The following is a 24201-nucleotide window of genomic DNA, read 5'->3' on the forward strand; positions in this document are numbered from 1 at the left end:
TTCCTCAGACGAGGACCATCCCGCCGTCGATCATGACAACTTGGCCGGTCATGTAGTCGGAGTCGGCTGAGGCGAGGTAGAGGGCCGTGCCGGTCACGTCCTCAGGCGTCCCGGCACGGCCGGCGAGAATCCCGCCCGAGAACTCAGCGAAGGCCTGCCCGGGTGCCGAGGTGTCCCCAAGTTCCATGATGTCCAGGTCGAGTTTGCGCCATAGCGGTGTGTCGACGACGCCGGGAGCGAAGGCGTTGCACGTAATGCCGTGCTCAGCGAGTGCCCGTGCTGCCGCCTGTACCAGGGCGTTGACGGCGAACTTGCTCGCACAGTACGGCGCGAAGTTCGGGTAGCCCTGGCGGCCTGCGATCGAAGAGGTGAGAACCAGCTTGCCGCCAGTGCCTTGGGAAATCATCTGCTTGGCGGCCTCTTGCTGGCAGATCAATGACCCGAGGCCGTTCACGTCGAGCGTCGAACGCCAGTTCTCCTCGGTCACGTCCAGGAAGTGCATGGGACGGATGATGCCGGCGATGGAAAACATCACGTCCAGGCCGCCATAGGCCTCCACTCCCGCGGAGACTGCGGCTGCGACGTCTTCTCTTTCCACGACATTTCCTGAAGCCGCGATCGCTGTTCCGCCCGCCGATGTGATTTCATCGCTTGCTTCTGCGGCTGCCTCGGCGTTGAGGTCGAAAATTGTAAGCTTTGCCCCTTCTGCGGCCAGACGCCGGGCAACAGCCCGCCCCATGCCGCTTCCCGCGCCCGTGATAAGGATCCGCTTGCCGTCAACTCGTCCTGCCATCTATTAATCTCCTTGTTATTCGAGGTCCGAGGCAGCGCCCAACATGTGAGGGGCGCCGACGCCGGACCCCGCAGTGGACCGTTCGGTTCTTATTCCTTGGGATGCGGTTACCGCACCCGGTTGGCTGTAGGGGGCGTCCTCAGGCGTCGGGGTCGAGCCGGAAGTCATAGGTTGTGACGCGGCCCGGAGCATCTTCGCGTTCCTGAACGTCGAGCATGAGCTCGGGCTTGACGGCCGAGGCAATGTCGTCCGCATTGTGTGGATCGCCGGGGAAGTACAGCTGAGTCGTGATCAACTGGTGGCCGGGGGCGGAGACCTTCAAATGAAGATGTGCCGGGCGCCAGGCGTGCAAGCCGGCAGCCGCGATGAGCTGCCCGCAGGCACCGTCGGTCGGGATTTGATATGGGGCAGGCTGGATTGTGTTGATCTGGAAATGGCCTTCGTTGTCGGCCAGGACGGTACCGCGGAGATTCCACTCGGGGAGGCCAGGGGCGAACTGTGAATAGAAGCCGAGGTCGTCCGCCTGCCAGACCTCCACCTTGGCGCCCTTCAGCGGCACGCCGTCGACGTCGGTAACCTGTCCTCGGAACTGCAGCGGCGTACCGGGTTCGGCGTCCCGCATGGACAAGGTGGCCGGGGTTTGCTGTGTGGGCGAGTCGGGCACATAGTACGGGCCCTCTATGGTGCCCTTAGATCCGTGGCGGTTTTCATTTGCGACTTCTTCGACGGAGTGCTCGACCCAGACGTCGAGGAACAGCGGCCATTCACCGTCTTCACCGACCTTGATCAGCCAGGCTTTCAACGCGTTGTATTCGTCGTAAGAGACTTTCTCTTCCAGGACAGTGTCGTTGATGGCCTTGATGACGCGTCCAGCCAGGCGTGCCACGCGGTCCTGGGAGGAGACTGTCGCAGAGGTTTTGTTGGCGCGGAAGCGGGCTGTGGCCCCGGCGCCGGCCTCGGCGGCGGTACCGGTCGCTTCGGAGCGGGGGAGGGGGGTTTCAACGCTCATGATGACTCCTATGTCATGTTTGCCGGAGAGGCGTCGTCGCGACCGCATCCGGGGATACGTTGGGGATGCTTCTACGGTATGCCGCGTGATTGATCGGAGGGAAATACCTATTTCGGTCCGTATTGATACCCCGAACGAATGAATGCCGGATCTTGGGCGCACTTCTATTTTCTGACGCCGGCTTCCAAGGCGATAGACCTCCTCGAAACCATCAGGTGATTACCTGTTCCCGGCCTTCTCCAGAAAAGCAAGCAGTTCACGGTTGAAATCTCGGGTTCGTTCCAGTGAGGGCAATGGCCGCCGTTCTCGAATACGGTCAGTGTGGCGTCGGGCAAGGTGTCCGCAAACCACTGCATGCCCTCCAGCGGGAAGCCGGGTGAATGGCGGCCGGTGGCGACCCATGAAGGAACGCCGATGGATGGAATGACGTCGCGCCAGTCGGCGGAAAAGTGGTCCAGCCTCAGCGGCCGGACTGATCCTTCGGGGTACTCCGTGAGTGCTCCTGCTTCGGCAATCTTGGTATGTCAGGCTGAATAAGCGTTATCGAGGGATTGCCGGATCCAGGCGATTTCCGCGCGGCTGGCGGCCCGGCCGATCGTGACCATTCCTTTGCGGTAGACGTCCTCTATTTCGGCCCGGCGCAAGGGCCGGCCATTTTCGTAGAAGAAGCTTGCAGGGGCTTCGAGGAACTGAAGTCGCCGCCGAAGTACCTCGTGCTGCTCTTTCACGTCGGGAAGCTGCGACAGAAACGCGAGGATCACCATGAACCGCCCGGGGTCCGTAATGTCGCCCGCTGAGGCTGTGCGCAGGCGGTTCTCGAGGTCTTTCCTGCCCTCCGGAGTGAGTTCGAGCGTGTGGCGCTGGGCGGCACGGCCCTTCTCGATTCGGCGGACAACTGACCCCGATTTGATGAGGCGCTGAATGGCGGGGTACAGGCTTCCATCACTGATTTCACGGGCGAAGCCGTACAGTTCGTTCATTTTCCGGCGAAGTTCGTAGCCGTGGAGCGGGCCCTCCGCGAGGAAACCCAAAATCATCAGTTCCAGCACGAACGCCATGCTACATGACGCTTATATGTCGAAACGAGGTATTCGCTCGCATATACCTCGTTTCGAGGTATATGCTGGCCGTCCTGCATTCGTTTTCGAAGGACCTGTCCATGCCGTCATCGCCTGTCCCCGGTACATCCAAGCCGGGTATTTCCCGTGGCCGCCTTGCCATTGCCGTGGTCTCGACCGTTGTGGAGTGGTACGACTTCACACTGTTCCTCTACCTGAGCTCCGTGCTGTCCCGGGTCTTCTTTGGGGACAGTCCGACGGGCGTCGTCATGACACTGGCGACGTTTGCTGTTTCCTATTTGCTGAGGCCCGTTGGTGGTCTGGTGTTCGGCTATGTGGGTGATCGCTGGGGGAGGCGCCCGGTCCTTCTGGCGTCCATGGCTTTGATGTTCCTGGCCACAGCCGGGATGGCCGCATTGCCCACCCATGCCCAAGTCGGCGAATCGGCAGCAGTGTGGCTCCTTGCGCTTCGATGCCTCATGGCGTTCTCTGTTGGCGGTGAATACACGGGCGTCATGACCTATCTCCTGGAGAGCAGCCGTGCCAGGAATCGCGGCCTGGTCACTTCGTTGGCGGCTTCCGCGAGCGAAGTTGGCGCGTTGCTTGCTGCCGGTGTCTCTGCCCTGACAGTGACGGCATTATCTGCACCCGAGGTCGAACAGTGGGGTTGGCGGATCCCGTTCATTGTGGGCGGGGTACTTGCCGGGCTGATTCTGGCTCTCAGGTCCGCACTGCCGGAGACGCCGCTGTTCCTGCAAAGCCGCTTTAAGGCGCGGCAGGAGCCGTTGCCGAGTGTATTGCGGCGGCAGTGGCGGGCCATCGTCCGTACGTTCATCATTTCGGGACTGTGCTCTGCTGCCTATTACGTGGGCATCATCTATCTCCCGACGTACCTGATATCGGTCCGGAACTGGAGCGAATCTTCCGCACTTGGGCTGGCGACGCTCGCGGCCGTCGCCGTCGTTCTTGCTTCCCCTGTGGCAGGCTGGCTGTCTGACCGGTACGGGCGGCGTGCAACGCTGCTGGTCCTTGCCGTTGCGGCGGTTGTTCTGCCTGTCCCGATGTTCACTGCGGCCAGCCAATCAACCGTAGGCGCGGCGGTAGCGGCGGCAGTGGTCCTTGCCTGTCTCGCAGGCAGCCTCAGCGCAGTCGGAGCCTCAGCAATCCCGGAGCAGTTCGATGTCAGGGGCCGCCTGACGGCTTTAGCAATCGGCGGGACTGTCGCCACAACGATCTTTGGCGGCATTGCCCCGTACGCAGTGCAGACCCTCACGGAATCGACGGGCTGGCCGCTGGTGCCCGGATTGCTGATCGCAGTCGTTGCCCTCGCTGCCATTCCGGCCATCCGGCGCGGACCTGAGACCGCGGCACCGCGCGGCGAACAACCCGCGCCCCTCGCAGTAGCACCGCTCGCCACAGCTGACGCCGACTTAAAAGGAGTGAAGGACCATGCCTGAACTGATGCGCGCCGTCGTCCTGGACGGGCCCGGAGCACCGGACGCCCTCAAAATACGGGATGTGCCCCGGCCAGTTCCCAAACCCGGGTGGGTCCTCATCAAGGTCCGCGCCTTCGGCCTGAACCGTTCCGAGCTGCATTTCCGCCGCGGAATGGGTTCGTTCGGGTCTTTTCCCCGCATTCCCGGCATCGAGGCGGCCGGTGTGGTTGTTGACGCCCCCGGAGGAGAGTTTCCCGTGGGGACCCAGGTCGCTGCGTTGATGGGCGGCATGGGGCGGACTTTCGACGGCGGATACGCCGAGTACGCTTCGGTGCCTGTCTCGAGCGTCATCCCGTTCGAGAGCACCCTTGATTGGGCCACCTTGGGTGCGGTTCCGGAAATGCTGCAGACCGCCTACGGCTCGCTGACGGTTGGCGTCAACGCCGCACGGGGCAGCGGCCTATTGATCAGGGGCGGCACATCCTCCATCGGGCTTGCTCTCATCGTCTTGGCGAAGCGCCGCGGCATCACGGTCCTGGCCACCACCAGGAACCCCAACAAGACACAAACGCTCCTCGACGTCGGAGCAGACCATGTCATCATCGACGCTGGAAGTATCGCTGATGAGGTTCGGACGATCTTCCCTGAAGGAGTCAGCGGCGCCGTTGAGCTCGTTGGAGCCCCGACACTGCGCGACACGCTCCGTGCCACCGCCGTCCATGGGACAGTGTGCTTCACCGGCATGCTTTCGGACCAGTGGATCGTGCCGGACTTCTACCCCATTGGCTACATCCCGAATGGTGTCCGGCTCACCGCGTACTCCGGAGGGGCCAAGGACCTGCCCTCTGCTGTCCTGCAGGAGTTTTTGGACGCTGTCGCATCGGGGCAGGTCACCGTCCCGATCGGCAGGATTTACACGCTCGAGGACATCGTGCAGGCGCACCAGGACATGGAGGACGGGTCCGTTACGGGCAAGCTGGTGGTCACGGTGCCCAATTTCGCACGCGCCTGAAGAATCACCTGTTCGACGTCGTCGTTGAGATCTGCGGCGGGCAGTGAACCGATCTCGCCGCGGAGCAGTCCTACATCCTTGAGCAGCAGGTCGTACTGGACGTCGGTGAAGTTGTCACTCATCCAGCTCTGGCCGGTGGACACGCCAATCACCTCAAAGAGGCCCTTGGCTGGCACTCCGAGCTGCGTCGCCAGATTGAGCATCCGTGCCGTGGCGGCCAGGTTGTAGGTGGCCAGCGCGTTATTGAGGAGTTTCACCAGGGCCGGCTGACCGTACGACTCCATCCGAAAGACGCGGCCCGAGATGTCGGCCAACAGCTTGTCCTCTGCATCTGTTGTGGCAGGTCCGCCGAGGAAGATGGTCATGGTGCCTTGGCGTGCACCCTGGGGTCCGCCTGACACCGGTGCCTCGAACGCGCGCCACGAGCCGGGGGCCGAGGAAAAGATCTTCCGGGCATCTTCCGGTGCAAGCGTCGTGTGGACGAAAATCGTCAATGGCTGTTCCGTGTGGTCTTGGAGCGCCTGGAACACCGACGAGACTTGGTCGGCCAACCGCACCGCAATGTGGACACTGCTCACCGACTGCCAATCAACTGCGGCCAGGTCGACGCCAGCCGGCGATTTGTTCTCCTCCGACCACTCGCGGACGCGCTCCGTGTTGAAGTCGTAGCCGTAGACCTTTTCTCCCAGCTCGGCGAGACGTGCGCCGATGTTCCCGCCGATGGGCCCGAGTCCAATTACCAAATGCATGAGCGTTCCTTAGTTGTGAGGGAGGAGGTTGTGAGAGACGATGCCTCGCCGAAATGGCGCGACATCGAGCTGCCGGCCAAGATCGGCAGGCGTCACGGGACGCCGGGTCGGGGAACCGCCTCAGTCTGTGGAGGAACCCGGGGCGAGACCCCGCTCTGCCATGACCTCCTTGACGAGGCTCAGGCCGTTGAGCACGCGCGGGAACCCGATGTAGGGGATGCAGTGGATCAGGGCACCGACGATCTTCTCCTTGGTCAGGCCCACGTTGAAACCCGTATTGATGTGCAGCTTCAACTGGGGCTCGGTGCCCAGGGCGACCAGTGTGGAGATGGTGACGAGCGTCTGCTCCTGCTGGGTCAGACTGCTTCGGGAGTAGATGTCTCCGAAGGCGAAGGAGACGATGTAGTCGGACAAGTCCGCATCCAGAGTCTTGTAGGACTCCACGAGCTTGACGTGGTCGAAAGTGTTGGTGTGCTCGGCGGAGACGAGCTCCTTCATGCGGTCGAGGCCGCGCTGGAAGCGATCTGTGGCCATGTGGCTATCCCTCTTTAACTTGTCGCCCCTGCGGGTTTCGCACGAGCTTCTTGTTGGCGAACTCGTTGAAACCGTACTTGGCAAGCTCGCGGCCGACCCCGGAACCTTTGACGCCGCCGAACGGCAGGTCCGGCGAGCTCTTGCTGGTGCTGTTGATCCACACCATGCCTGTTTCCAGCTCCTCCGCCACCCGGTTGGCCTTGTCCGCGTCCGAGGTGAAGACGCTGGATGAAAGGCCGAACGGGGAGTTATTGGCCAGGTCGATCGCCTCATCCAGGGACCCGACACGGTAGACGACCGCCACCGGGCCGAACAGCTCCTCGCTGAAGGCGCGCATCTGGGGTGTGACGCCAGTCAGGACGGTGGCCGGGTAGTAGGCCCCGGCCCCTTCCGGCCGGTTGCCGCCCAGCAGGATTTCGGCGCCACGGGACAGCGCCTCGTGGACCAGCTCGTCCAGTTCCTCGACTCCCGCGGTCGACGCCAGCGGTCCGAGCTTCGTCTCCGGGCTGGTCGGATCGCCGGCCTCCCAACGGGCCATCCCGTCGAGGAACTTCCGAACGAATTCGTCGTACACGCTGTCCTGCACAATGAAGCGCTTAGAGGCCGTGCAGGCCTGCCCGCCGTTGCTGAGCCGGCCGACGACGGCGACGGCGGCCGCCGCGTCGACATCGGCGTCGTCAAGCACAATGAACGGGTCCGAGCCGCCGAGTTCCAGGACGCACTTTTTCCTGTTCCGGCCGGCGACCTCACCAACGGCGGAACCGGCCTTCTCTGACCCGGTCAGCGAGACACCCTGGACGCGCGGATCCGCAACGGCATCCGCGACCTGCGCAGAGGAGATGAAGGCGTTGAGGTACACGCCCGCGGGCAACCCGGCCTCATCCAGGACCCGCTCGATGGCCAGGGCGGACTGCGGGCAGTTCCGCGCGTGCTTGAGGATGATCGTGTTGCCCAGTGCGATGTTCGGGGCGGCGAAACGTGCCACCTGGTAGTAGGGGAAGTTCCAGGGCATGACCCCCACGAGAGGGCCGATTGGCTCGGTGCGAACGACGGCGGTGCCGGACCCTGTGATGCTGAGGGGCTCGTCCGCCATGTATTCCTCCATATGGTCGGCGTAGTACTGGTAAATCGAGGCAACCAACTCCACCTCGCCCTTGGCCTGCGCGATCGGCTTGCCCATTTCGAGGGTGAGGAGCTTGGCCAGTTCGTCCGACTGCTCCCGTTGGATCTCTGCGGCCCGGGTGAGGACGGCACGGCGCTGCTCCAGCGGCGTCGTGCGCCAGGAGCGGTAGGCAGCCGCGCTGCGTCCGATCAGATCGTTCAGCTCGGCATCCGAGATCTCCGGGTACTCTGCGGTCTCGTCCCCGGTGGCCGGGTCGATGGTGGTGTACACACCCATGGGTGGTTCTCCTTTGTGGTCAAGGCGGGCGGCCGGCGCCATCGGTTCGATGGCACCGGCCGTCCCCGGCTAGGGATGTGGCGTCAGGCCGCGATCGCGTCGGCCGACTTCAGCTCGAAGCCGCGGAATCCGTTGGCGGTGACGTCGGCCAGGACGGCACGGTAGTTGCCCAGGCCGCCCAGGTAGAACAGCACGCTGGGCTTCTTGCCCGGGATGTTCGCGCCGAAGATCCATGATTCGACCTTGGTGAACACCGTCATGTTGGCGATCTGGGTGCAGGTCTCGGTCCATTCGGCCTCGGCCTCCGGCGTCGGCTCAATCGCACGCAGCCCGTTGCGCTCGGCGTACCCGATCGTGTCGCTGATCCACTCGACCTGGGTCTCAATGCTCGGCGGCAGGTTCGTGAACGGGCCGTTGGGGCCCAGCACCATGAACCAGTTGGGGAAGTTGGCCGTGGAGATGCCCAGGTAGCTGCTCGGCTGCCCGTCCCAGTGGTCGTTGATGTTCAGGCCGTTGCGGCCGCGGATTTCCATGCGCCGGTAGTTGCCGTCCACGGCGTCGAACCCGGTGGCAAAGACAAGCACGTCCAGTTCGTGCAACACGCCGTCTTCGGTCACCACACCCTTGGCGGTTACCTCGCGGATGGGGTTCTCCTTGATGGCCACGGCCTCCACGTTCGGCCGGTTGAAGACCTGGAAGTACCCGTCGTCGCACAGCGGGCGCCGGGCGAAGAGGCCGGTCGGCGTAAGCTTGCGCGCCGTCTCCGGATCCTCGATGACCTCGGCGATCTTGCCGCGGATGAGGAGGCTGCGGCCTCGTTGGCGTCCTCGTCCGTTGCGAGGTCGCCGAAGGTTTCGAACATGAAGCGGAAGCCGCCGCCGTATTCCCAGGCCCTCTCGAACACGCGCTGGCGCTCTTCCTCCGAGACACTCATCGCCGGCACGGTGCTTTCCTCGAAGCCGAAGGCCACGGAGGAACTCTTGACCTGCGACCAGATCCGGTCGTAATCGGCCTTGATCGTGTCGATCTGCTGCGCGGTCACCGGGCGCTTGCCGACCGGGACGGAGTACTGCGGGGTGCGGACGAAAACAGTCAGGTGCTCCACCTCCGGTGCCAGGGCGGTGATGACCTGCTGGCCGGTGGAACCGGTGCCGATCACGCCGACGCGGCGGCCCGCGAGGTCCTTGCCCTTGGGCCAGGCGGCGGTGTGGATGGTCTCGCTCTCAAACGTGTCCAGGCCCGGCAGCTTGGGGAGATTGATGGCCGAGAGCAGTCCGACGGCGTTGACGACGTAGGTGGCCCGGTACACGGCGCCGCCGCCGGTGGTGACCTCCCACAGACCCTCATCCTCGAGGTAGACGGCGGACTTGACCTCGGTGCCGAAGCGGAAGTGGCGCCGCAGGTCGAAGCGGTCGACGACGTCTTCAAGGTATTCGAGGATCTCGGGCTGGGTGACGTAGGTGTGCTTCCAGGTGCCGTCCTGGAGCAGGTCGCGGTTGAAGGAGAAGCGGTAGACGTGGCTTTCCGTGTCGGAGAGGGCGCCCGGGTAGCGGTTCCAGTACCAGGTGCCGCCGGGGCCGTCTGCCTTATCGAAGCCGACCGTGGTGAGGCCCAGCTCGTTGTGCATCTTATGGACGGCGTAGATGCCGCCGAATCCGGCACCGATGACGACGGCGTCAACGGTGTGGGTAGTGGTCTGTGCAGTCATGGCAGACTCCTTTGTCGTTCTGAAGCGGGGTAAGAAATGGTGAAGGTTGGGGGCGGGTCGTTACTTGCGGTACCAGGCGGCGAGCTTCCCAAACTCCTCAGCCACAAGGGCGGAGCGCCCGGCCAGGAACGGGTAGACGTGCTGCTGGCCTTCGCCGATGGACAGGGTGACATCGACGCCTGCAGCCTGGGCGCGCTCCTCCAGGCGGGTGGCGTTGTCGAGCAGCGACTCGACACTGCCGGCCGTGACGTACAGGCGCGGGAAGCCGGTGAAGTCGGCGTGCAGCGGGTTCGCCAGCGGCGACGTCGGGTCAACGGTGCCGCCAAGGACTCCGGTGATCATGCCTTCGAGCAGTTCCGGGGTGATCAGGGCGTCGGTGTCGTTATTGGTGACAAGGGTTTCGCCCTTGTTCTCCATGTCGAGCCAGGGGGAGAAGGCGATGACCTGGCCGGGGCCCTGCTTGCCCTGTTCCTTGCGGGCCAGGGCGATGGCGATGGCAAGGTTGCCGCCGGCGGAATCGCCGATGGTGGTGATGTCCTGCGGGTCGATGCCGGACTCCACGAGCGCATCAAAGGCGGCCACGCCGTCGTCGACCTGGGCAGGGTGCTGGAACTCGGGGGCGCGGCGGTAGTCAAGCACGAAGCTGACGGAGCCGAGGGCCTTGGCAACGTGGGCGGCCAGCTTGCGGTGGCTGGAGGCAGAGCCGACGGCGAATCCGCCGCCGTGCGTGTACAGGAGCACCTTGGCCTTGTCCGCTCCCTCAGGCAGGCACCAGATGCCCGGAATGCCGCCAATAGTGTCCTCGCGGTAGGTCACACCCTCCGGCTCGACGGTGGGCTGGTGCCACTCGTCGAAGATGGCGCGGAACAGGCGCATGGTCAGGTCCGGCGTCGTCGCCATGATCTGGGCCCAATCGGCGTACAGGTCGCGCAGCACGTCCTGGCCCTCGAGGCCGGCGGAAGTCACGCCGTGCTGTTCGGCAACATTGGTGGTCATGGTGTCTCCTTTGACTTGTTCTGTGTCCTGCTCGCTGCGACCGTCCCCCAATGTGATGGCCGCCGCGGCGTTTAGATCAAAGGTAGGCGTGTGTTCCAGCCCACATGTGTTCCAATGTGAAACACTGTGCGCTCCGATCCGATTGATACCCCAAAGCCGCCCAATCGGCGTCGGATTTGGTATTGGAAGGTTCTGAAAGAGTTCGACATGATGAAGGGAGACTCTGATTGCCACAATGAACGAGGTGCTCCCGCTATGCATGCATTCGCCGTCCTCCCCGACGACACCACCATTCATGACCTGGAAATTCCGACCCCGAGCCCCGCGGGCCGGCAGGTACTCCTGAAAGTCACGCGGGCCGGCGTCTGCCACACCGATACCCACCTGCGTGCCGGCGGATACGACCTGGGCAGCCGCGGGCATATGAGCATGAAGGACCGCGGCATCGAGTATCCGATGGTTCTCGGCCACGAGGTGGTCGCCGTCGTCGAACAGGTGGGGGAGGACGTGGCATCCGTTCGTGCGGGCGACGTGCGCCTGATCTACCCGTGGATCGGTTGCGGTGAATGCCGCCAATGCCGCGAAGGCCACGACAACCGTTGTGCTGCCGGACAGAACCTGGGCGTGGCCTGCCACGGCGGCTACGCCGACTACATCCTCGTGCCCGATGAGAAGTACCTCGTGGACATCGAGGGCATCGACCCGAGTTGGGCTGCCACGCTGGCCTGTTCCGGCCTGACCGCGCACAGCGCCGTGGACAAGGTCCTTCCGCTTGAACCGGACGAGCCCGTCGTCATCTTCGGCGCAGGCGGCCTTGGCCTCACAGCCATCGCGATCCTGCGTGCGCGGGGCCACCGCAACATCTGCGCGGTCGATGTCGCCGAGGGGAACCTGTCTTTGGCCCGGGAGATGGGCGCCTCGAGCACAGTCCTCTCCGGGCCCGGCAGCGGAGCCGAGGACATCCGCCGCGCGGCCGGAGGGCCTGCCAGCGCCGTCGTCGACTTCGTCAACAACGGCGTCACGGCCGCTTCGGCCTTCGACGTCCTGGCCAAGGCGGGGAGCATGATCCAGGTCGGACTCTTCGGCGGCGAAGTGACCATCCCGACTGCAATGCTGGCCCTGCGCATGATCCGCATCGAGGGCAGCTTTGTAGGCACCCTCGCGCAGATGCAGGACCTGGTGCGGATCGCCCAAAGCGGGGAGCTGCCCAACATCCCTGTCGTCGAGCGGACGCTGTCCGCTGCCGAAGTATCCCGCGCCCTTGACGACCTGACCGCTGGCGGGATTGTTGGACGCATCGTCTTGACTGCTTGACAATGAGATTGTGCTAGATAAGTCACGCCGCGAGGACGAGCTACGGAGCGCCCGCGAACGGCTGATCATGCAGGGCCTCGTCCGGGCTTCCGTTCCGGCGTCCCTCGTCGCTGAGGAGATCGAGCAGAGCTGGCGCCGCTCGGTCTCGCACCACGTCGATCCCGGCGCCGGACCCCACATCCTGGGGGAGATCGACCCTGACAGTGCCATCCTGCGAGCCGCTGGCCGGATCCTGGACCAGTGGCAGACAAACCTTACCGACTCGCGGATGGCCCTCTTCCTCGCTGACGAGGACGGCCGCATCGTGTCCCGCCGCATCGTCGATGCCCAGGACGGGCGGACACTGGACCGGGCAAACGCAGCGGAAGGTTTCGTCTTCTCCGAACGAGCCCTGGGCACGAACGGGCTCGGCACGCCCATCGAGGGGAGGGGAGTCGTCTTCGTCCGAGGCAACGAACATTTCAATGACGCCCTGTCGCGGCTGGCTTGCGCGGGCGCTCCCATCAAGCACCCCATCACCGGCCGGATCGTGGGTTCGCTCTCCATCGCCTCCCACGTTGACGCCGCCAGCCCCTTGATGGTGGCCATGGCCCGGCAGGCCGGGCATGAGATCGCGGAAGCGCTCGAACTCATGGCCGACTCCCGTGACCTGGAGCTGGCGCGCACTTACCGCCGCTTCCGGTCCTCCCGGCACCCGGTCCTGGTCATGAACTCGGAAACTGTCATGACGGACCTGCCCGCCTTGGCCCACTTTGACGCCGAGTCCCACGCCTACTTATGGGAAATGCTTCGCCTGCACCGCTGGGATGAGGACGAGCTGCACCTCGAGTTGCCCATGCTGGGCACCGAGGCCATGGTTCGGCGCCTCGGCCGCGCCGGTCAGGACGCGATCTTCGCCCTGGAATTCACGGAGCCTGCCAGCACGGCGGCAGCCGGCCAGATTGCCGTCGTTCATAACCCGCTCCACAACCTGAAAGGGGCGGCCGCGCCTGCCCTCCGCGATGTGCTGGACGGCATGGCCGCCCAGCGGGCCCGGCCGACCCCCTACGGCGCTGTCCAACGGCAGCTCTCCGCTTCCGCCGCCGTCGACGGGCTCATCCGCCTCATCGGGGGCCCCGGTACCGGCAAGCGCCACCAGGCTTCAACGTGGCTGCGGCAACATACCGGCCAGACACCCCGGGTCTTCACCGCCGGCGACCTCGCTGTGGATGGCGAGGTCTGGATCGGCGGGGACGCCGCGTTGCGCGAAGGCCGCGGGATCGTCGTCGCGGGAGGGGACAACCTCTCCGGCGAGCTGCGCGGCCGCCTTGAAGACTTCGCGAAGCTTCCGCGCCCCGGCGTCCACCCGGGTGCCCGGGTAATCCTCACTGAACGCACCGAACGCATCGACGGGACAGACAGCTTCGGCGACGCAGCCAATGCCGTTCCGGCTGCAGTACGCATCCCCTCCCTCGCCGAGCTGCCCGGCGAGCTGCCTGACGTCGTGCGCGAGGTCGCCGCCGAGCTTTTCCCGGGCGCGCCGGCACTACGGTTCTCGCCCGCTGCGCTCCAATGCCTGTTGGCCTGGCATTGGCCAGGCAACGTGGCCGAGCTGGTCAGACTCCTCGCCGCCCTGCAGCATCCGGCCGTCAGCGGCCTGATCCAGACCAAGGACCTGCCGGTCCCCATGCGCCAGACGTCCTGGTCCTCGCTGAGCCGCTACGAGCAGTCCGAGCGCGACACGATCATCGGCGCCCTGCGGGACGCCGACGGAAACAAGTCCCGCGCTGCGGAGATCCTGGGCATCGGCCGCACCACCCTCTACCGCAGGATGCGGGCCCTGAAAATCGATGACGACGAACGAATGATGGCTCCCGGGGCATAACCGCGGGAAGCCGATTCGTCTCCGCCAGAATGAGTAGACCCCCGACTTTGCGTCGGGGGTCGACTTGTCCACGCGGCCTAGTGGAACTTGCTCATGAGCGAGTCTGCTGAGTGACCGGACGGTTCGGGAACCTCTGCGGCGGGCAGGTGAGCCCCCAGGACTGCGGCCCTTGGACCACCGAGCAGTTCCGTTGGGGTCTTCGACGTCTCGCGCATTCCGATCACGGCGATCGCGGCGATTCCGGCGGCAACCGCGCCAAAAATTGCCACCGGCAGCCAGCCCGACGGACCGGGGACAAGGAGCATCGCCGCGACCATCGGAGCGAATCCGGCAAGGAGGTTGCCCAGTTGGTTGCTGACGGCCATGCCCGTGAACCGAACGGGTGCCGGGAATTGCTCGGCAAAGAACGACGTCCACACGCCGTTGTAGCAGCTGAAGAACAGCGTCATGTTGATGAACGCGAAGATCGCAATCAGCAGGATGTCCGTCGTCGAGATCGCCCAAAGGTACCCGAAGATCGTCAGCGCACAGCCGGCAGAGGCGATCAGCATTGTCCGCTTCCGGCCGATGAGGTCGGAGAGGTAGCCGGCTGCAGGGATGCCGAAAATTGACAACGCTATTGCGCCGGAGATGATAGCGAGCATCGCGCTCCGGTCCACCCCGACAGAGGTTGCGTACGAAAGGCTGAACACGGCGAACAGGGTCTGCATCGCTGCCATCAGGGATGCTCCGGCCACAAGGATCACGTCACGCCAGTGGTACGTGAACACGTCGCTCAGCGGCAGCTTCCTGACTGCGCTTACTTCCTTGGCTTCGGCGAACACGGGGGTTTCATCCAGACGGCTGCGAACGTAGTAGGTAATGACGACGACGGCGGCGCTGAGCCAGAAGGGAACCCTCCAGCCCCAGCCGTATAGCTGCTCGACAGGCAGGAGAGCCACCGGCAGGAAAACGATCGTCGCCAACGAGCAGCCGACGGCGTAGCCGACCATGACGAAACTGGTGAAGAAGCCCCTCCGCCCCGCCGGGGAATGCTCAACGGTCAGGGTGGAGGCTCCCGCAGATTCGGCTCCCGCGGAGAAGCCTTGGACGACGCGCAGGACCACCAGCAGTGCCGGGGCCAACAGGCCCACCTGGCCGTACGTTGGAAGACACCCGATGGCGAAGGATGCGACGCCCATCATGACGACCGTGGCAAGCATGATGCGTTTGCGGCCGATGCGGTCGCCGAAGTGCCCCATCACCACCGCGCCGACGGGCCGTGCCACGTAACCCACCGCGAAGGTGGCGAACGATGCGATCAAGGAAACGGCGGGATCGCCGGACGGAAAGAACAGCCCGTTGAAGACGAGGGCGGCTGCGGCGCCGTATACGAAAAAGTCGTAGTACTCGAGTGCGCTGCCGAGGAGAGCGGCGGTCGCGGCGCGGCGTGGAGTCATTGCGGGCGGCGACGATGTTGCAGTAGCTGTCATGTGTTTCTCCTTTGAAACAGGCTCATTGGTTAGCGCGGCTGGAGGCCAAGGATGCTCTGCCGTGGCGCCCCCAATGTGATGGCCGCCACGGCGTCTGTATCCACGGTAGAGGCGTGTTTCGGCCCACAGTGTTCCAATGTGAAACAGCCGGCCCCTAGGAGCGGTGACAATCGTTCCAGGACGTGCGGCAGCCGGCCGCCGGGCAGTACGGTCATCCGGCGCGAAGGCAAATCCTGGATGTTTAGGTCGCAGTGGCCCCATCGAGGCTGATGACTTCATCCAGCACAGCCTTCAGGGCCGGGCTGGTGTCGTCGCGGCGCCATGCTGCCCTCAGATCGACATCGGCGGCGGAGTCCTCGAGGGGGACGAACACCACATGCGGATCTGTCGCATTCCGGGCGACGGACGCCAGGGTTAGGTGGCACCCGACTTCGGCGCTGACCAGTGCCAGCGCCGTCTGGGTATCCGGTGCCACTTGAACGACGTCGGCAACGAAGCCGTTGGCGTGGGCCAACCGCCGGAGCCGGTCAGGCAAGACCGCGCCTTCGTCAGGCCTGAGCGAGATAAAGCCATCGCCGGCAAGCCGCGCAATCGACAGCCGGCGCGCGCCGGCCAAGGGGTGTGTGTCGGGCAGGGCCATGACGAGCGAGTCCTTCATGACCACGCGCGAGGAAACCATTGATGGGATGACATCCCAGCGCCCCAGTGCGATGTCAGTCTCGCCCTGCACAAGCTTCTTCATGGCTGGCTGGGCGAAGTTCTGGCTGGACAGCTCGAGCTGGATCCCTGGCCTATTGGATCTCACCAGCCGGGCAAGCCGGGCAACAAGCTGGTGCGTGGAGACCCCGGCGAAGGCGATCCGCACGAGTCCGACCTCGCCGTTTTCGGCAGACCGGACCGCCTCTTCAGCGCGGCGCAGGGCCTCCAGTACTTCGGCGGCAGGAGCCAACAGCGCCTGCCCGCTGGAGGTGAGCCTCACTGAGCGGGTGCTTCGATCCAACAGGCGTGTCCCAAGCTCAGACTCGAGCTGTTTGATGGTCCGGCTTAGGGGCGGCTGGGCGATGTGCAGCCGTTCGGCGGCGCGCCCGAAGTGGAGTTCCTCTGCCACGGCAAGGAAGGCTCTTAGCTGGCTGACTTCCACCGATTCTCCTCGCGCATTATTGAGCCTAGGGTATCACCGAGTCAGTTTCGATTCTGTTCCGAGTAACCAATTGAGTCGGGTTGGAGTGGCTCCCCGCGGCGAGGCGCAGGCCTCCGTTCCGCACGCTGACATAGGGCCACTCCGAAATTTTGGCGAAAGTCCAAGGTTCTTGGCCAGCGGTCGGAACGTGCCCGGCCTCATGTGCTGCTGTTTCCTGTGTCACGGTGCAGGATTTGATCGCCGCGGCGGGGTCACTGCAGCTTTCTTCTGACGGTGCCGGGCTGATCGACCAGCTGCGCGGGCTTGAAGATCTGAAGTCGGCCGCCGCGGGGATGCAGGCCCGGATCGCTGTCGCCTTCGATTTCGCTCAGCGCCGCGCCCAGGCCGAGGTCGGGATTCCCTTAGCGGAGCAGGGCCAGGGAGTGTCCGCGCAGATCGCCCTCGCCCGCAGCGAGTCCCCGGCCCGCGGCTCCCGCCTGCTGGGGCTGGCGAAGGCGCTCGTAACCGAGATGCCGCCACACGCTGGCCGCCCTGGAGACCGGCTAGCTGAACGAATGGCGGGCCACGCTGCTGGTCAAAGAAACGGCCTGCCTGTCAGCGCCTGACAGGTCCGCGGTGGACGACGATCTCTCCGCCGACACCGGCACCTTCGCCGGCGCCGGAGACCGTGCCGTTGTGGCCGCGGTCAGGGCCGCGTCGTACCGGCGGGATCCGCGGTCCGTTACCCAGCGCGCCAGCCATGCCGCCACCGAGCGGTGCGTCAGCCTGCGTCCATGCCCCGGCCCACGACACACCATCGACTACCGCACCCCCACCGGCCACACCTACCGCTCCACAGCGCCCCCACTCCCCGGAACCAGCACTACAGAGCGGCTAGAGCGCGCCTCCTAACCAGGCAGCCGATGACAGGTGTAGCTAACAAGAATGCGGTGACCGGGATCCACGTGCCGGGAGCAGGTGCCTGCACGCGCCCTCGCTCCAGTCCGTCCGGGCTCCAGCTCGTCCTAGCTCCAGTCGTAGAAGCCCCGGCCGGTCTTCCGGCCGAGCTCACCGGCAGCGACCTTGTCGCGAAGGATTTGAGGCGGCGCGAAACGATCTCCCAGGGTTGAGTGCAGGTACTCCGCGATGCCGAGGCGCACGTCCAGCCCGACGATGTCTGTAGTCCGGAGCGGGCCCACCGGGTGCTTGTAGCCCAGGACCATGGCGTTGTCGATGTCCTCGGCGGTGGCGACTCCCTCTTCGACCATCCGCATCGCCTCCAATGCGATGGCGACGCCAAGGCGGGAGGAAGCGAAGCCGGGCGCGTCCCGGACAACGACGGCGGTCTTGCCCAGTCCGGACACCCACCGCCTCGCGGCGGCGACGGTCTCCTCGGAGGTTTTTTCCGCAACGACCACCTCTATCAGCGTCGAGGCGGGAACCGGGTTGAAGAAATGCAGCCCCAGGAATGACTCCGGCCTCGCCAGCGACTCGGCTAGCCCGCTGACCGACAGGGAAGACGTGTTGGTCGCCAGATAGGCAGAGGGGGACAGGTGTTTCGCCACGGCGCGGAGCGCGTCCGCCTTGAGCTTTTCGTCCTCGGGAACGGCCTCAACAACGAGGTCGCACAAGGCGAAGTCGGCATAGTCGACGCTAGTCTCGAACCTCTGGAGGACCTCGCTGCGATCGCCCTCAAGGACGCCGCGGTCGAACGACGCCGCGACGGATGCGGCGACCCGCCCCTGCGCGCCCCTGGCGGCTTCCTCGTTGCGCTCGACGACGACGACTTTCGAGCCTCTGGTGAGGAAGGCGTGCGCGATGCCGGCACCCATGCGGCCGCCGCCAAGAACGCCGACCGTGGCGGGGAGGAGGCCGGAGGGGGTCGTGGGAGTTGTTTCGTTGCTATTCGTCACTGCTACTTCTTCCTGTCGAGGAACTGCTGCATGCGGTCGAACTTCGCCTGGGATTCGAAGAGCATGCCCTGGGCGAGAGTGTCGATGAGCGGGTGGACCTCCCGCGGGGTGTGGAACACGGCCTTGGAAAGCCGCACTGCGAGGGGGTCCTGCCGGGCAATGCGGTCGGCGAGGGCGTGGGCCGCGTCAAGGAGGTTCCCGGGTTCAACCAGTTCGGTGATCAGTCCCGCCCGGAAGCACTCGTCGCCTGTCAGGATGCGTCCGGCGAGGAGGATCTCCTTGGCCAGCGGTTCCACGACGAGCTCGCGAAGCCGCCACGTGGCGCCGGCGGCGGCCATGATGCCGAGTCCGGTTTCCGGGTTGCCCAGGCGCAGGCCGGCCGTGCCGATACGGAAGTCGGCGGCGTAGGCGAGCTCGGCGCCGCCGCCCAGGGCATACCCGTCGAGGGCCGCGATGACGGGCATGGGAAGCTTGGCAATGCGGTCGAACAGTGAGGAGTTGATGCCTGCCAAGGCGTCATCGCGACGGCGTTCGCGCAGCTGGGCGATGTCGGCACCGGAGGCGAAAAAAGCCTTTGATCCTGTCGCCAGGTCCTCCGGCGTTCCCGACAGGATGAGGATCTTGGGGGCCGCTTCCAGGTGGGCGCAAACGGCGTGCAACTCGGTGACCATGGTCTCGTCGATGGCATTGCGCACCTCGGGGCGGTGCAGGCTGACCAGGACGCGGTCCTGGCGCTCGGCAATCCGAAGTGTGGCGAAGGCGGCGGCGTCGAGGAATGCGGGGCCTTCGTCGGCCAAAGGATCTACTGTGTCGTTGACTTGCTGAGTGGTCATTACACGCCCTCCAGCAGGAGGGCGGTGCCCTGTCCGACGCCGACGCACATCGTTGCCAGGCCGAGCTTGCGGCCGTCCGTGGCCAGTTCGCGTTCCATGCGCCCGAGCAGGGTTACGACGAGCCGCGACCCCGAGGACCCGAGCGGGTGGCCGAGGGCGATAGCGCCGCCGTCGGCGTTGACGATGTCCTCGTCCAGCTTCAGCTCCCGCATGACGGCCAGGGACTGCGAGGCGAATGCCTCGTTGAGTTCAACGGCGCCCAGATCACCGACAGTCAGGCCAGCGCGCTCAAGAACCTTGCGTGTCGCGGGGACGGGGCCAATTCCCATGATCTCCGGAGCCACTCCGGCCGAGCCGCCCTCCAGGATCCGGGCCCGCGGCGTCAGACCGTACTTCTTCACGGCGGCCTCGGAGGCGACGACGATTGCTGATGCCCCGTCATTGAGCGAGGAGGCGTTGCCGGCGGTGACCACGGAGCCGCCTTTGACGACGGGCCTGAGTTCGGCGAGGACATCCGCGGTCGTCCCGGGCCGGGGGCCCTCGTCGGTGTCCACGACAGTGTCGGCGCCCTTGCGTCCGGTGATAGTCACGGGCACGATTTCGTCGGCGAACCGGCCGGCGTTGATGGCCGCCAGGGCCCGTTCGTGCGAGCGGACGGCGAAGGCGTCACAGTCATCGCGCGAGGTGCCGAAGACGCGGGCGACTTCTTCGGCGGTCTCCGGCATGGAGAACGCGGCCTTGCCGTCGCGGGAGTGCTGCCCGGCGAGGAAAGCGGGATTAATGAAGCGCCAGCCGATCGACGTGTCGAAAACGGCTCCGGGCTTGGCGAACGCGGTGGCGGGCTTCTCCATCACCCAGGGCGCGCGGCTCATGGACTCCACGCCGCCGGCGACCACTATGTCGGCGGCGCCTGCCTTGACCATGTGACTGGCCATGATGACGGCGCTCAGCCCGGAGGCGCACAGGCGGTTGACTGTGATGCCTGGGACGGTGTCCGGATATCCGGCGAGCAGCCACGCCATGCGGGCGACGTTGCGGTTTTCCTCGCCGGCGCCGTTGGCGTTGCCGAGGATGACCTCGTCGACCGTCGCGGGGTCTATTCCGGCGCGTTCGACGGCGGCCCTCACGGTCAGTGCCGCGAGGTCGTCCGGTCGGACGGAAGACAGGGAGCCGCCGTAGCGGCCCACGGGTGTGCGGGCGCCGCCGATCAGAAAGGCCTCAGCCATGTTTTGGTTTTCCTTTGTTCGTGTCACTGTCCGGGTTGGTCAACGTCCGGTTGCGGTCAGGAGGGTTAGTTGAAGGCGGAGATGCCGGTGATGTCGCGGCCCACGATCAGGGCCTGCATCGAGTCGGTGCCCTCGTAGGTGGAAACGACCTCCATGTCGGTCATGTGGCGGATGACGTGGTTTTCCAGGAGCAGGCCGTTGCCGCCGAGCAGGTCACGTGCCTCGTTGCAGATCCACTTTCCCTTCTGGGCGGTGGCCATCTTGACCATCGATGCCTGGGCGACGGTGAGCTGTCCACGGTCCGCGAGTTCGGCCATGCGGGTGCACAGCAGCTGCATGGTGGTCAGTTCGCTGAGCATGTTCGCCAGCCGCGATTGCACCAGCTGGTACGAGGCGATGGGCTTACCGAACTGGATACGCGTCTGGGCGTAGTCGGCTGCGATTTCGAAGGCCGCCATCGCGTGGCCGACTGCTTCCCATGCCGCGCCGCCCCGGGTTGCCTGAAGGACGCGGGACACGTCGCGGAAGGAGTGGCACCCTTCCAGCCGGCTGCTGGCAGGAAGGCGCATCTCCTCGATGACGATGTCGGCCTGGAGGATGGCGCGCTTGCCGACTTTGCCGGTGATGACGGTGGGGGAGTAGCCCGCGGGGTACCGGCCGTCGTCGTCCTTTTCGACAACGAACGCGTTGACGTTCCCGTCCTCGGTGTTGCGGGCAAACAGGACAATAACGTCCGCGACATGTCCGTTGCCGATCCACCGCTTGTGGCCGTTGATCACCCACTGGTCACCGTCGCGCCGGGCCTGCGTCTCCAAAGCAACCGAGTCCGACCCATGGTCGGGCTCGGTCAGGGCGAAGGCTCCTGTTTTTTCAATCCGGGCCAGGGCAGGAAGCCAGCGTTCCCGCTGCTCGGCGCTGCCGAGGATGTTAAGCGCGCCCATGCACAGATTGGAGTGGATGCCGAGGAAGGTGTTGAGGCTGCCGTCTGCTCGGGCCATCTCTCGGGCCACCATGCCGGCGGCCTTGCGGCTCATTCCCGGGCATCCGTACCCCTGGATGGTGGTGCCGATGATGCCCAGCTCGGCCAACGGCGGCAGAAGCTCGGCAGGGAACTCGGCCCTCTCCCAGTAGGCGTTAATGACAGGCAGGACACGCTGTTCGGCGAACTCGCGGACCTTGTCCCGGATGCCGATCTCCTCGGGCGTGAGATCCTCATCCAGGCGGAAGTAGTCTGAGATCGCTGTTTGGTGATCGGCTGTTGTGGTCATCATTGAACTTTCCGTTTTGAGCTTGATTGAAATGCGGTGATGGTGTGGTCGGGGCGGTTGCTAGTCCCGGGATGTCGATCGAAGCCATGCGAGGATCGGCTCCCGGTGCGCATCATGATCCGGTGGGATCAGGTCGTAACTGACCGGAGTCTCTGAGAATGTGATTGGGTTGCGGATCCCTGGAAGCGCGTCACCGCCTTCACCTACCTCGACGACGGGATTCAGCCCGATGCGTTCGGCGAATTCAAGGCCCTGGCCGACGTCGTTGATAGGGGCACACGGGATCTGCGCTTTGGTGAGGACCTCGAACCATTCGGCGGAGCCGTGTTTGCCGAGCGCCTCCTGTAGCAGGGGCCTCAGCTCCTCACGGTTCAGGCTGCGTTGGTGAGCCGTGGCGAACCGGGCGTCGTCGCTCAGCGCCGGGGTGCCGAGAGCCTGGCACAGCCGGCGGAATTGAGGATCGTTTCCGATGGCGATCACGATGTCACCCTCGCCCGTAGCCAATGGCTCGTAGGGATAGATACTCGGGTGCTCATTCCCGAGCCTGGAAGGTACGTTGCCGCTGAGCAGGTAACCCGCCGTCTGATTGACCATGCCTGAAAGTGCGGAGGACATCAGGTTGACTTCGATCCGCTGGCCCCTTCCGCTGCGGTGACGCTCCTGGAGCGCGGCCAGGATTCCGATGGCTGCGTGGAGGCCGGTCATTACGTCAAACACGGCCACACCGGACCGGTAGGCGGGACTGTCCGGTGCACCGGTCAGGCTCATAAGGCCGGAAAGCGCCTGGACCAGCAGGTCATATCCGGGCAGGGATGCGCCGCCGGCCGTTCCAAATCCGGTGATTGACGCATAGACCACCCGGGGATTCGTTGCCGCGACAGTGTCATAGTCGAGGCCAAACCGGCCCAGTCCGTTGGGTTTGAAATTCTCCACCACAACGTCCGCCCGCCCGGCGATGTCCTGGGCGATAAGTCGATCGTCAGGGTCCTGGAGGTCGAGGGCGATCGATCCCTTGTTCCGGTTGATCGAGAGGTAGTACGTGGACTGGCCGTCCCGGACGGGTGGCTTCCAAGCGCGCGTTTCGTCGCCGTCGGGGCTTTCGATCTTCACCACGGTTGCTCCCATGTCCGCCAGCAGCATGGTGCAATAAGGACCGGCCAGCACTCGTCCGAAGTCCGCAATCAGCAGCCCGGACAGGGGCCCGCTCCCCGTACGCCCGAACAAATCGGACGTGGCGGGCCGCTCGGGCGCGGCCGTGGACCCGGCATCCTGCAGCCGGTCAATCCTGGGGCTTGTTTCAGTCGTCACGGCTCTCCTCGGAATCGTCGTCGATGTATTCAACGATGCCACCGGGATTACTTTCAGTCCAATACTTATTGGCGTGCCTATTGTTGCTGCATTAGTAATAATTGAGCCAGGCGGCTCCGGCCTTCATGACCGCAGTCCTTCTTTACGTTCCCGTTTTTGGGCATAAAAAAGACCCAAGCCACGCGTCTCCGTGTGTCTCAGGTCTTGCCTCGTGTCCAATAGGGCACGAAACGACTAACCAACCGGCGTCCGGATCAGAAGAGTCCGAGCTCGGCGAAGGCGGCAACGAGCCCCTCCTGCCGCGGACGCTCAGCCGTACGGTCCGCGATCGCCATCAGCTCCGGGGTGGATCCTTCGATGGCGATTCCGACGCCTGCGTAGGCGATCATCTCGAGGTCATTGGCGCCGTCGCCGATCGCAATCGTGTCTTCGCGGGCGATGCCGAGGTGGGCGATGACGGCAGCGACACCGTCGGCCTTGCTAATCCCGCGCTGGTACAGTTCACCCGCGTGCCGGCCCTCGCCCGCGACCGAATTTGCGACGACGGCGATATTGCCGCCGATCTCCTCGACCAGGCACTCCATGGCAACGGGCGAGTCAAAGACGGAGACCTTGGCGAAGGGTACGGCGCCTCGGTCCGCGGTGGCGTGCACGGCGGCGAGGATAGCGGAAGAACCCACAGGGCCTTCCGGTGCCTGGCTGAAATGAGCGTCGAGAATTACCCGCAAACGCTCCGACGCCGCCGGTGAAACGTGTAGTGCCTCCTGCGCCTCCAGGATATAGACGGCGTCGTGCGCGTCGAGCGCGCTGACCGTTCTGGCCGCGAGGTCTGGCGGGAAGCGTCGGTCCACGAGGACGGTCCCCGCCACCTCCACGTAGGCGCCGGCGCTGGCCACAAGGCCATCGAAGCCAGCGGCGAGGATACTCTCGGGCAACATCGACACCGGACGACCGGTGCACAGCAGGACCCGGTGTCCGGCCTCCCGGGCCGCCCGTACAGCGCGCACATGGCCCGCGGGGACCACGCCGTAGTCGGCGTAGGTGCCGTCCACATCAAGGAAGACAGCCCGGGCAGTTTTGCCAGTAGTCGGCTTTGCGCTCATGATCCGGGATCATACAGAAGCAGCCCCTTCCGGCCCCAACCGGGACGCCTTCGGATCGATTTGATGCGAGTCACTCCGCTTCCGGC

21 protein-coding genes and 1 pseudogene are annotated in these 24201 nt (G+C 65.0%); 5 read left to right on the plus strand and 17 right to left on the minus strand.

Annotated features, from left to right (window positions below):
• Positions 1-4: 4 nt before the first annotated feature.
• From ASG92_RS08600 to ASG92_RS08610, 3 genes are all read right to left on the minus strand, one after another.
• Positions 5-793 carry an SDR family oxidoreductase gene (locus ASG92_RS08600; protein ID WP_056626827.1) on the minus strand — a complete coding sequence of 263 codons (789 nt, stop codon included), beginning with the start codon at positions 791-793 and terminating at the stop codon, positions 5-7.
• A gap of 139 nt (positions 794-932) precedes the next feature.
• Positions 933-1802, minus strand: a complete 870-nt coding sequence (gene catA / locus ASG92_RS08605) for a catechol 1,2-dioxygenase (RefSeq protein ID WP_056626832.1) — start codon at positions 1800-1802, stop codon at positions 933-935.
• A 524-nt stretch (positions 1803-2326) separates the two neighbouring features.
• A complete protein-coding gene (locus tag ASG92_RS08610) occupies positions 2327-2851 on the minus strand; it encodes a PadR family transcriptional regulator (protein WP_056627364.1) in 525 nt (174 codons plus the stop codon).
• 110 nt (positions 2852-2961) lie between these two features.
• On the opposite strand from ASG92_RS08610, the gene ASG92_RS08615 reads away from it, so the two are divergent.
• Positions 2962-4317, plus strand: coding sequence for an MFS transporter (locus tag ASG92_RS08615; RefSeq protein WP_082579421.1), 1356 nt, complete (start codon positions 2962-2964; stop codon positions 4315-4317).
• On the plus strand, positions 4310-5308 hold the full coding sequence (locus ASG92_RS08620; protein ID WP_056626833.1) for a zinc-binding alcohol dehydrogenase family protein: 999 nt from the start codon (positions 4310-4312) through the stop codon (positions 5306-5308). The genes ASG92_RS08615 and ASG92_RS08620 overlap by 8 nt, the downstream gene beginning before the upstream one ends.
• Here ASG92_RS08620 and ASG92_RS27225 read toward each other — a convergent pair.
• The 6 genes from ASG92_RS27225 to ASG92_RS08640 all read right to left on the minus strand — a co-directional run bounded on the left by ASG92_RS27225 (position 5209) and on the right by ASG92_RS08640 (position 10694).
• The gene (locus tag ASG92_RS27225) at positions 5209-6057 is read right to left on the minus strand and encodes an NAD(P)-binding domain-containing protein (RefSeq protein WP_082579395.1); all 849 of its coding nucleotides are present in this window, start codon (positions 6055-6057) and stop codon (positions 5209-5211) included. The two genes, ASG92_RS08620 and ASG92_RS27225, sit on opposite strands and share 100 nt — an antisense overlap.
• 120 nt (positions 6058-6177) lie before the next feature.
• Complete coding sequence (locus ASG92_RS08625; RefSeq protein WP_056626835.1) at positions 6178-6591, minus strand: carboxymuconolactone decarboxylase family protein; 414 nt, start codon at positions 6589-6591, stop codon at positions 6178-6180.
• A 4-nt stretch (positions 6592-6595) separates the two neighbouring features.
• On the minus strand, positions 6596-7990 hold the full coding sequence (locus ASG92_RS08630) for an NAD-dependent succinate-semialdehyde dehydrogenase (RefSeq protein WP_056626837.1): 1395 nt from the start codon (positions 7988-7990) through the stop codon (positions 6596-6598).
• Positions 7991-8073: 83 nt separating this feature from the next.
• Positions 8074-8655, minus strand: a complete 582-nt coding sequence (locus ASG92_RS29200) for a hypothetical protein (protein WP_200951921.1) — start codon at positions 8653-8655, stop codon at positions 8074-8076.
• Positions 8622-9698 (minus strand): NAD(P)/FAD-dependent oxidoreductase, encoded by a 1077-nt coding sequence (locus ASG92_RS08635; RefSeq protein ID WP_200951922.1) that lies wholly within the window; start codon positions 9696-9698, stop codon positions 8622-8624. The genes ASG92_RS29200 and ASG92_RS08635 overlap by 34 nt, the downstream gene beginning before the upstream one ends.
• Before the next feature lie 60 nt (positions 9699-9758).
• Positions 9759-10694 carry an alpha/beta hydrolase gene (locus ASG92_RS08640; protein ID WP_056626839.1) on the minus strand — a complete coding sequence of 312 codons (936 nt, stop codon included), beginning with the start codon at positions 10692-10694 and terminating at the stop codon, positions 9759-9761.
• A gap of 255 nt (positions 10695-10949) precedes the next feature.
• On the opposite strand from ASG92_RS08640, the gene ASG92_RS08645 reads away from it, so the two are divergent.
• Together ASG92_RS08645 and ASG92_RS08650 are read left to right on the plus strand one after the other, a co-directional pair.
• Complete coding sequence (locus tag ASG92_RS08645) at positions 10950-12008, plus strand: alcohol dehydrogenase (RefSeq protein WP_056626841.1); 1059 nt, start codon at positions 10950-10952, stop codon at positions 12006-12008.
• Positions 12009-12018: 10 nt separating this feature from the next.
• The gene (locus ASG92_RS08650; protein ID WP_157372154.1) at positions 12019-13872 is read left to right on the plus strand and encodes a helix-turn-helix domain-containing protein; all 1854 of its coding nucleotides are present in this window, start codon (positions 12019-12021) and stop codon (positions 13870-13872) included.
• Between the two features lie 77 nt (positions 13873-13949).
• Here the strand turns inward: ASG92_RS08650 and ASG92_RS08655 are convergent, their stop codons facing one another.
• Both ASG92_RS08655 and ASG92_RS08660 read right to left on the minus strand, forming a co-directional pair.
• The gene (locus ASG92_RS08655) at positions 13950-15344 is read right to left on the minus strand and encodes an MFS transporter (protein WP_200951923.1); all 1395 of its coding nucleotides are present in this window, start codon (positions 15342-15344) and stop codon (positions 13950-13952) included.
• 241 nt (positions 15345-15585) lie between these two features.
• Positions 15586-16485: a LysR substrate-binding domain-containing protein gene (locus ASG92_RS08660; protein WP_056626845.1), complete on the minus strand. Its 900-nt coding sequence runs from the start codon at positions 16483-16485 to the stop codon at positions 15586-15588.
• A 224-nt stretch (positions 16486-16709) separates the two neighbouring features.
• Between ASG92_RS08660 and ASG92_RS08665 the strand changes: the two are divergent.
• Positions 16710-17265, plus strand: a pseudogene (locus ASG92_RS08665) (HNH endonuclease); the annotation flags it as partial.
• A gap of 224 nt (positions 17266-17489) precedes the next feature.
• Here the strand turns inward: ASG92_RS08665 and ASG92_RS08670 are convergent.
• From ASG92_RS08670 to ASG92_RS08695, 6 genes are all read right to left on the minus strand, one after another.
• A complete protein-coding gene (locus ASG92_RS08670; protein WP_056626847.1) occupies positions 17490-18377 on the minus strand; it encodes a 3-hydroxyacyl-CoA dehydrogenase family protein in 888 nt (295 codons plus the stop codon).
• Positions 18378-18379: 2 nt separating this feature from the next.
• Entirely contained in the window at positions 18380-19210 is an 831-nt protein-coding gene (locus ASG92_RS08675; RefSeq protein ID WP_056626850.1) for an enoyl-CoA hydratase/isomerase family protein, read from the minus strand.
• Entirely contained in the window at positions 19210-20436 is a 1227-nt protein-coding gene (locus tag ASG92_RS08680; RefSeq protein WP_056626852.1) for an acetyl-CoA C-acyltransferase, read from the minus strand. The genes ASG92_RS08675 and ASG92_RS08680 overlap by 1 nt, the downstream gene beginning before the upstream one ends.
• A gap of 65 nt (positions 20437-20501) precedes the next feature.
• A complete protein-coding gene (locus tag ASG92_RS08685) occupies positions 20502-21707 on the minus strand; it encodes an acyl-CoA dehydrogenase family protein (protein WP_056626856.1) in 1206 nt (401 codons plus the stop codon).
• A gap of 57 nt (positions 21708-21764) precedes the next feature.
• Complete coding sequence (locus ASG92_RS08690; RefSeq protein ID WP_240987057.1) at positions 21765-23012, minus strand: CoA transferase; 1248 nt, start codon at positions 23010-23012, stop codon at positions 21765-21767.
• A gap of 254 nt (positions 23013-23266) precedes the next feature.
• Positions 23267-24115 (minus strand): HAD-IIB family hydrolase, encoded by an 849-nt coding sequence (locus tag ASG92_RS08695; RefSeq protein WP_056626858.1) that lies wholly within the window; start codon positions 24113-24115, stop codon positions 23267-23269.
• Positions 24116-24201 lie beyond the last annotated feature (86 nt).

The organism is Arthrobacter sp. Soil736 (assembly GCF_001428005.1).
Classification (GTDB): domain Bacteria; phylum Actinomycetota; class Actinomycetes; order Actinomycetales; family Micrococcaceae; genus Arthrobacter.

What these genes read in the sequence shown, in the direction of transcription:
- ASG92_RS08600 (WP_056626827.1), bottom strand. Translation starts at nt 793, where the DNA reads ATGGCAGGACGAGTTGACGGCAAGCGGATCCTTATCACGGGCGCGGGA.
- catA (WP_056626832.1), bottom strand. Translation starts at nt 1,802, where the DNA reads ATGAGCGTTGAAACCCCCCTCCCCCGCTCCGAAGCGACCGGTACCGCC.
- ASG92_RS08615 (WP_082579421.1), top strand. Translation starts at nt 2,962, where the DNA reads ATGCCGTCATCGCCTGTCCCCGGTACATCCAAGCCGGGTATTTCCCGT.
- ASG92_RS08620 (WP_056626833.1), top strand. Translation starts at nt 4,310, where the DNA reads ATGCCTGAACTGATGCGCGCCGTCGTCCTGGACGGGCCCGGAGCACCG.
- ASG92_RS27225 (WP_082579395.1), bottom strand. Translation starts at nt 6,057, where the DNA reads ATGCATTTGGTAATTGGACTCGGGCCCATCGGCGGGAACATCGGCGCA.
- ASG92_RS08625 (WP_056626835.1), bottom strand. Translation starts at nt 6,591, where the DNA reads ATGGCCACAGATCGCTTCCAGCGCGGCCTCGACCGCATGAAGGAGCTC.
- ASG92_RS08630 (WP_056626837.1), bottom strand. Translation starts at nt 7,990, where the DNA reads ATGGGTGTGTACACCACCATCGACCCGGCCACCGGGGACGAGACCGCA.
- ASG92_RS08635 (WP_200951922.1), bottom strand. Translation starts at nt 9,698, where the DNA reads ATGACTGCACAGACCACTACCCACACCGTTGACGCCGTCGTCATCGGT.
- ASG92_RS08640 (WP_056626839.1), bottom strand. Translation starts at nt 10,694, where the DNA reads ATGACCACCAATGTTGCCGAACAGCACGGCGTGACTTCCGCCGGCCTC.
- ASG92_RS08645 (WP_056626841.1), top strand. Translation starts at nt 10,950, where the DNA reads ATGCATGCATTCGCCGTCCTCCCCGACGACACCACCATTCATGACCTG.
- ASG92_RS08655 (WP_200951923.1), bottom strand. Translation starts at nt 15,344, where the DNA reads ATGACAGCTACTGCAACATCGTCGCCGCCCGCAATGACTCCACGCCGC.
- ASG92_RS08675 (WP_056626850.1), bottom strand. Translation starts at nt 19,210, where the DNA reads ATGACCACTCAGCAAGTCAACGACACAGTAGATCCTTTGGCCGACGAA.
- ASG92_RS08680 (WP_056626852.1), bottom strand. Translation starts at nt 20,436, where the DNA reads ATGGCTGAGGCCTTTCTGATCGGCGGCGCCCGCACACCCGTGGGCCGC.
- ASG92_RS08685 (WP_056626856.1), bottom strand. Translation starts at nt 21,707, where the DNA reads ATGATGACCACAACAGCCGATCACCAAACAGCGATCTCAGACTACTTC.
- ASG92_RS08695 (WP_056626858.1), bottom strand. Translation starts at nt 24,115, where the DNA reads ATGAGCGCAAAGCCGACTACTGGCAAAACTGCCCGGGCTGTCTTCCTT.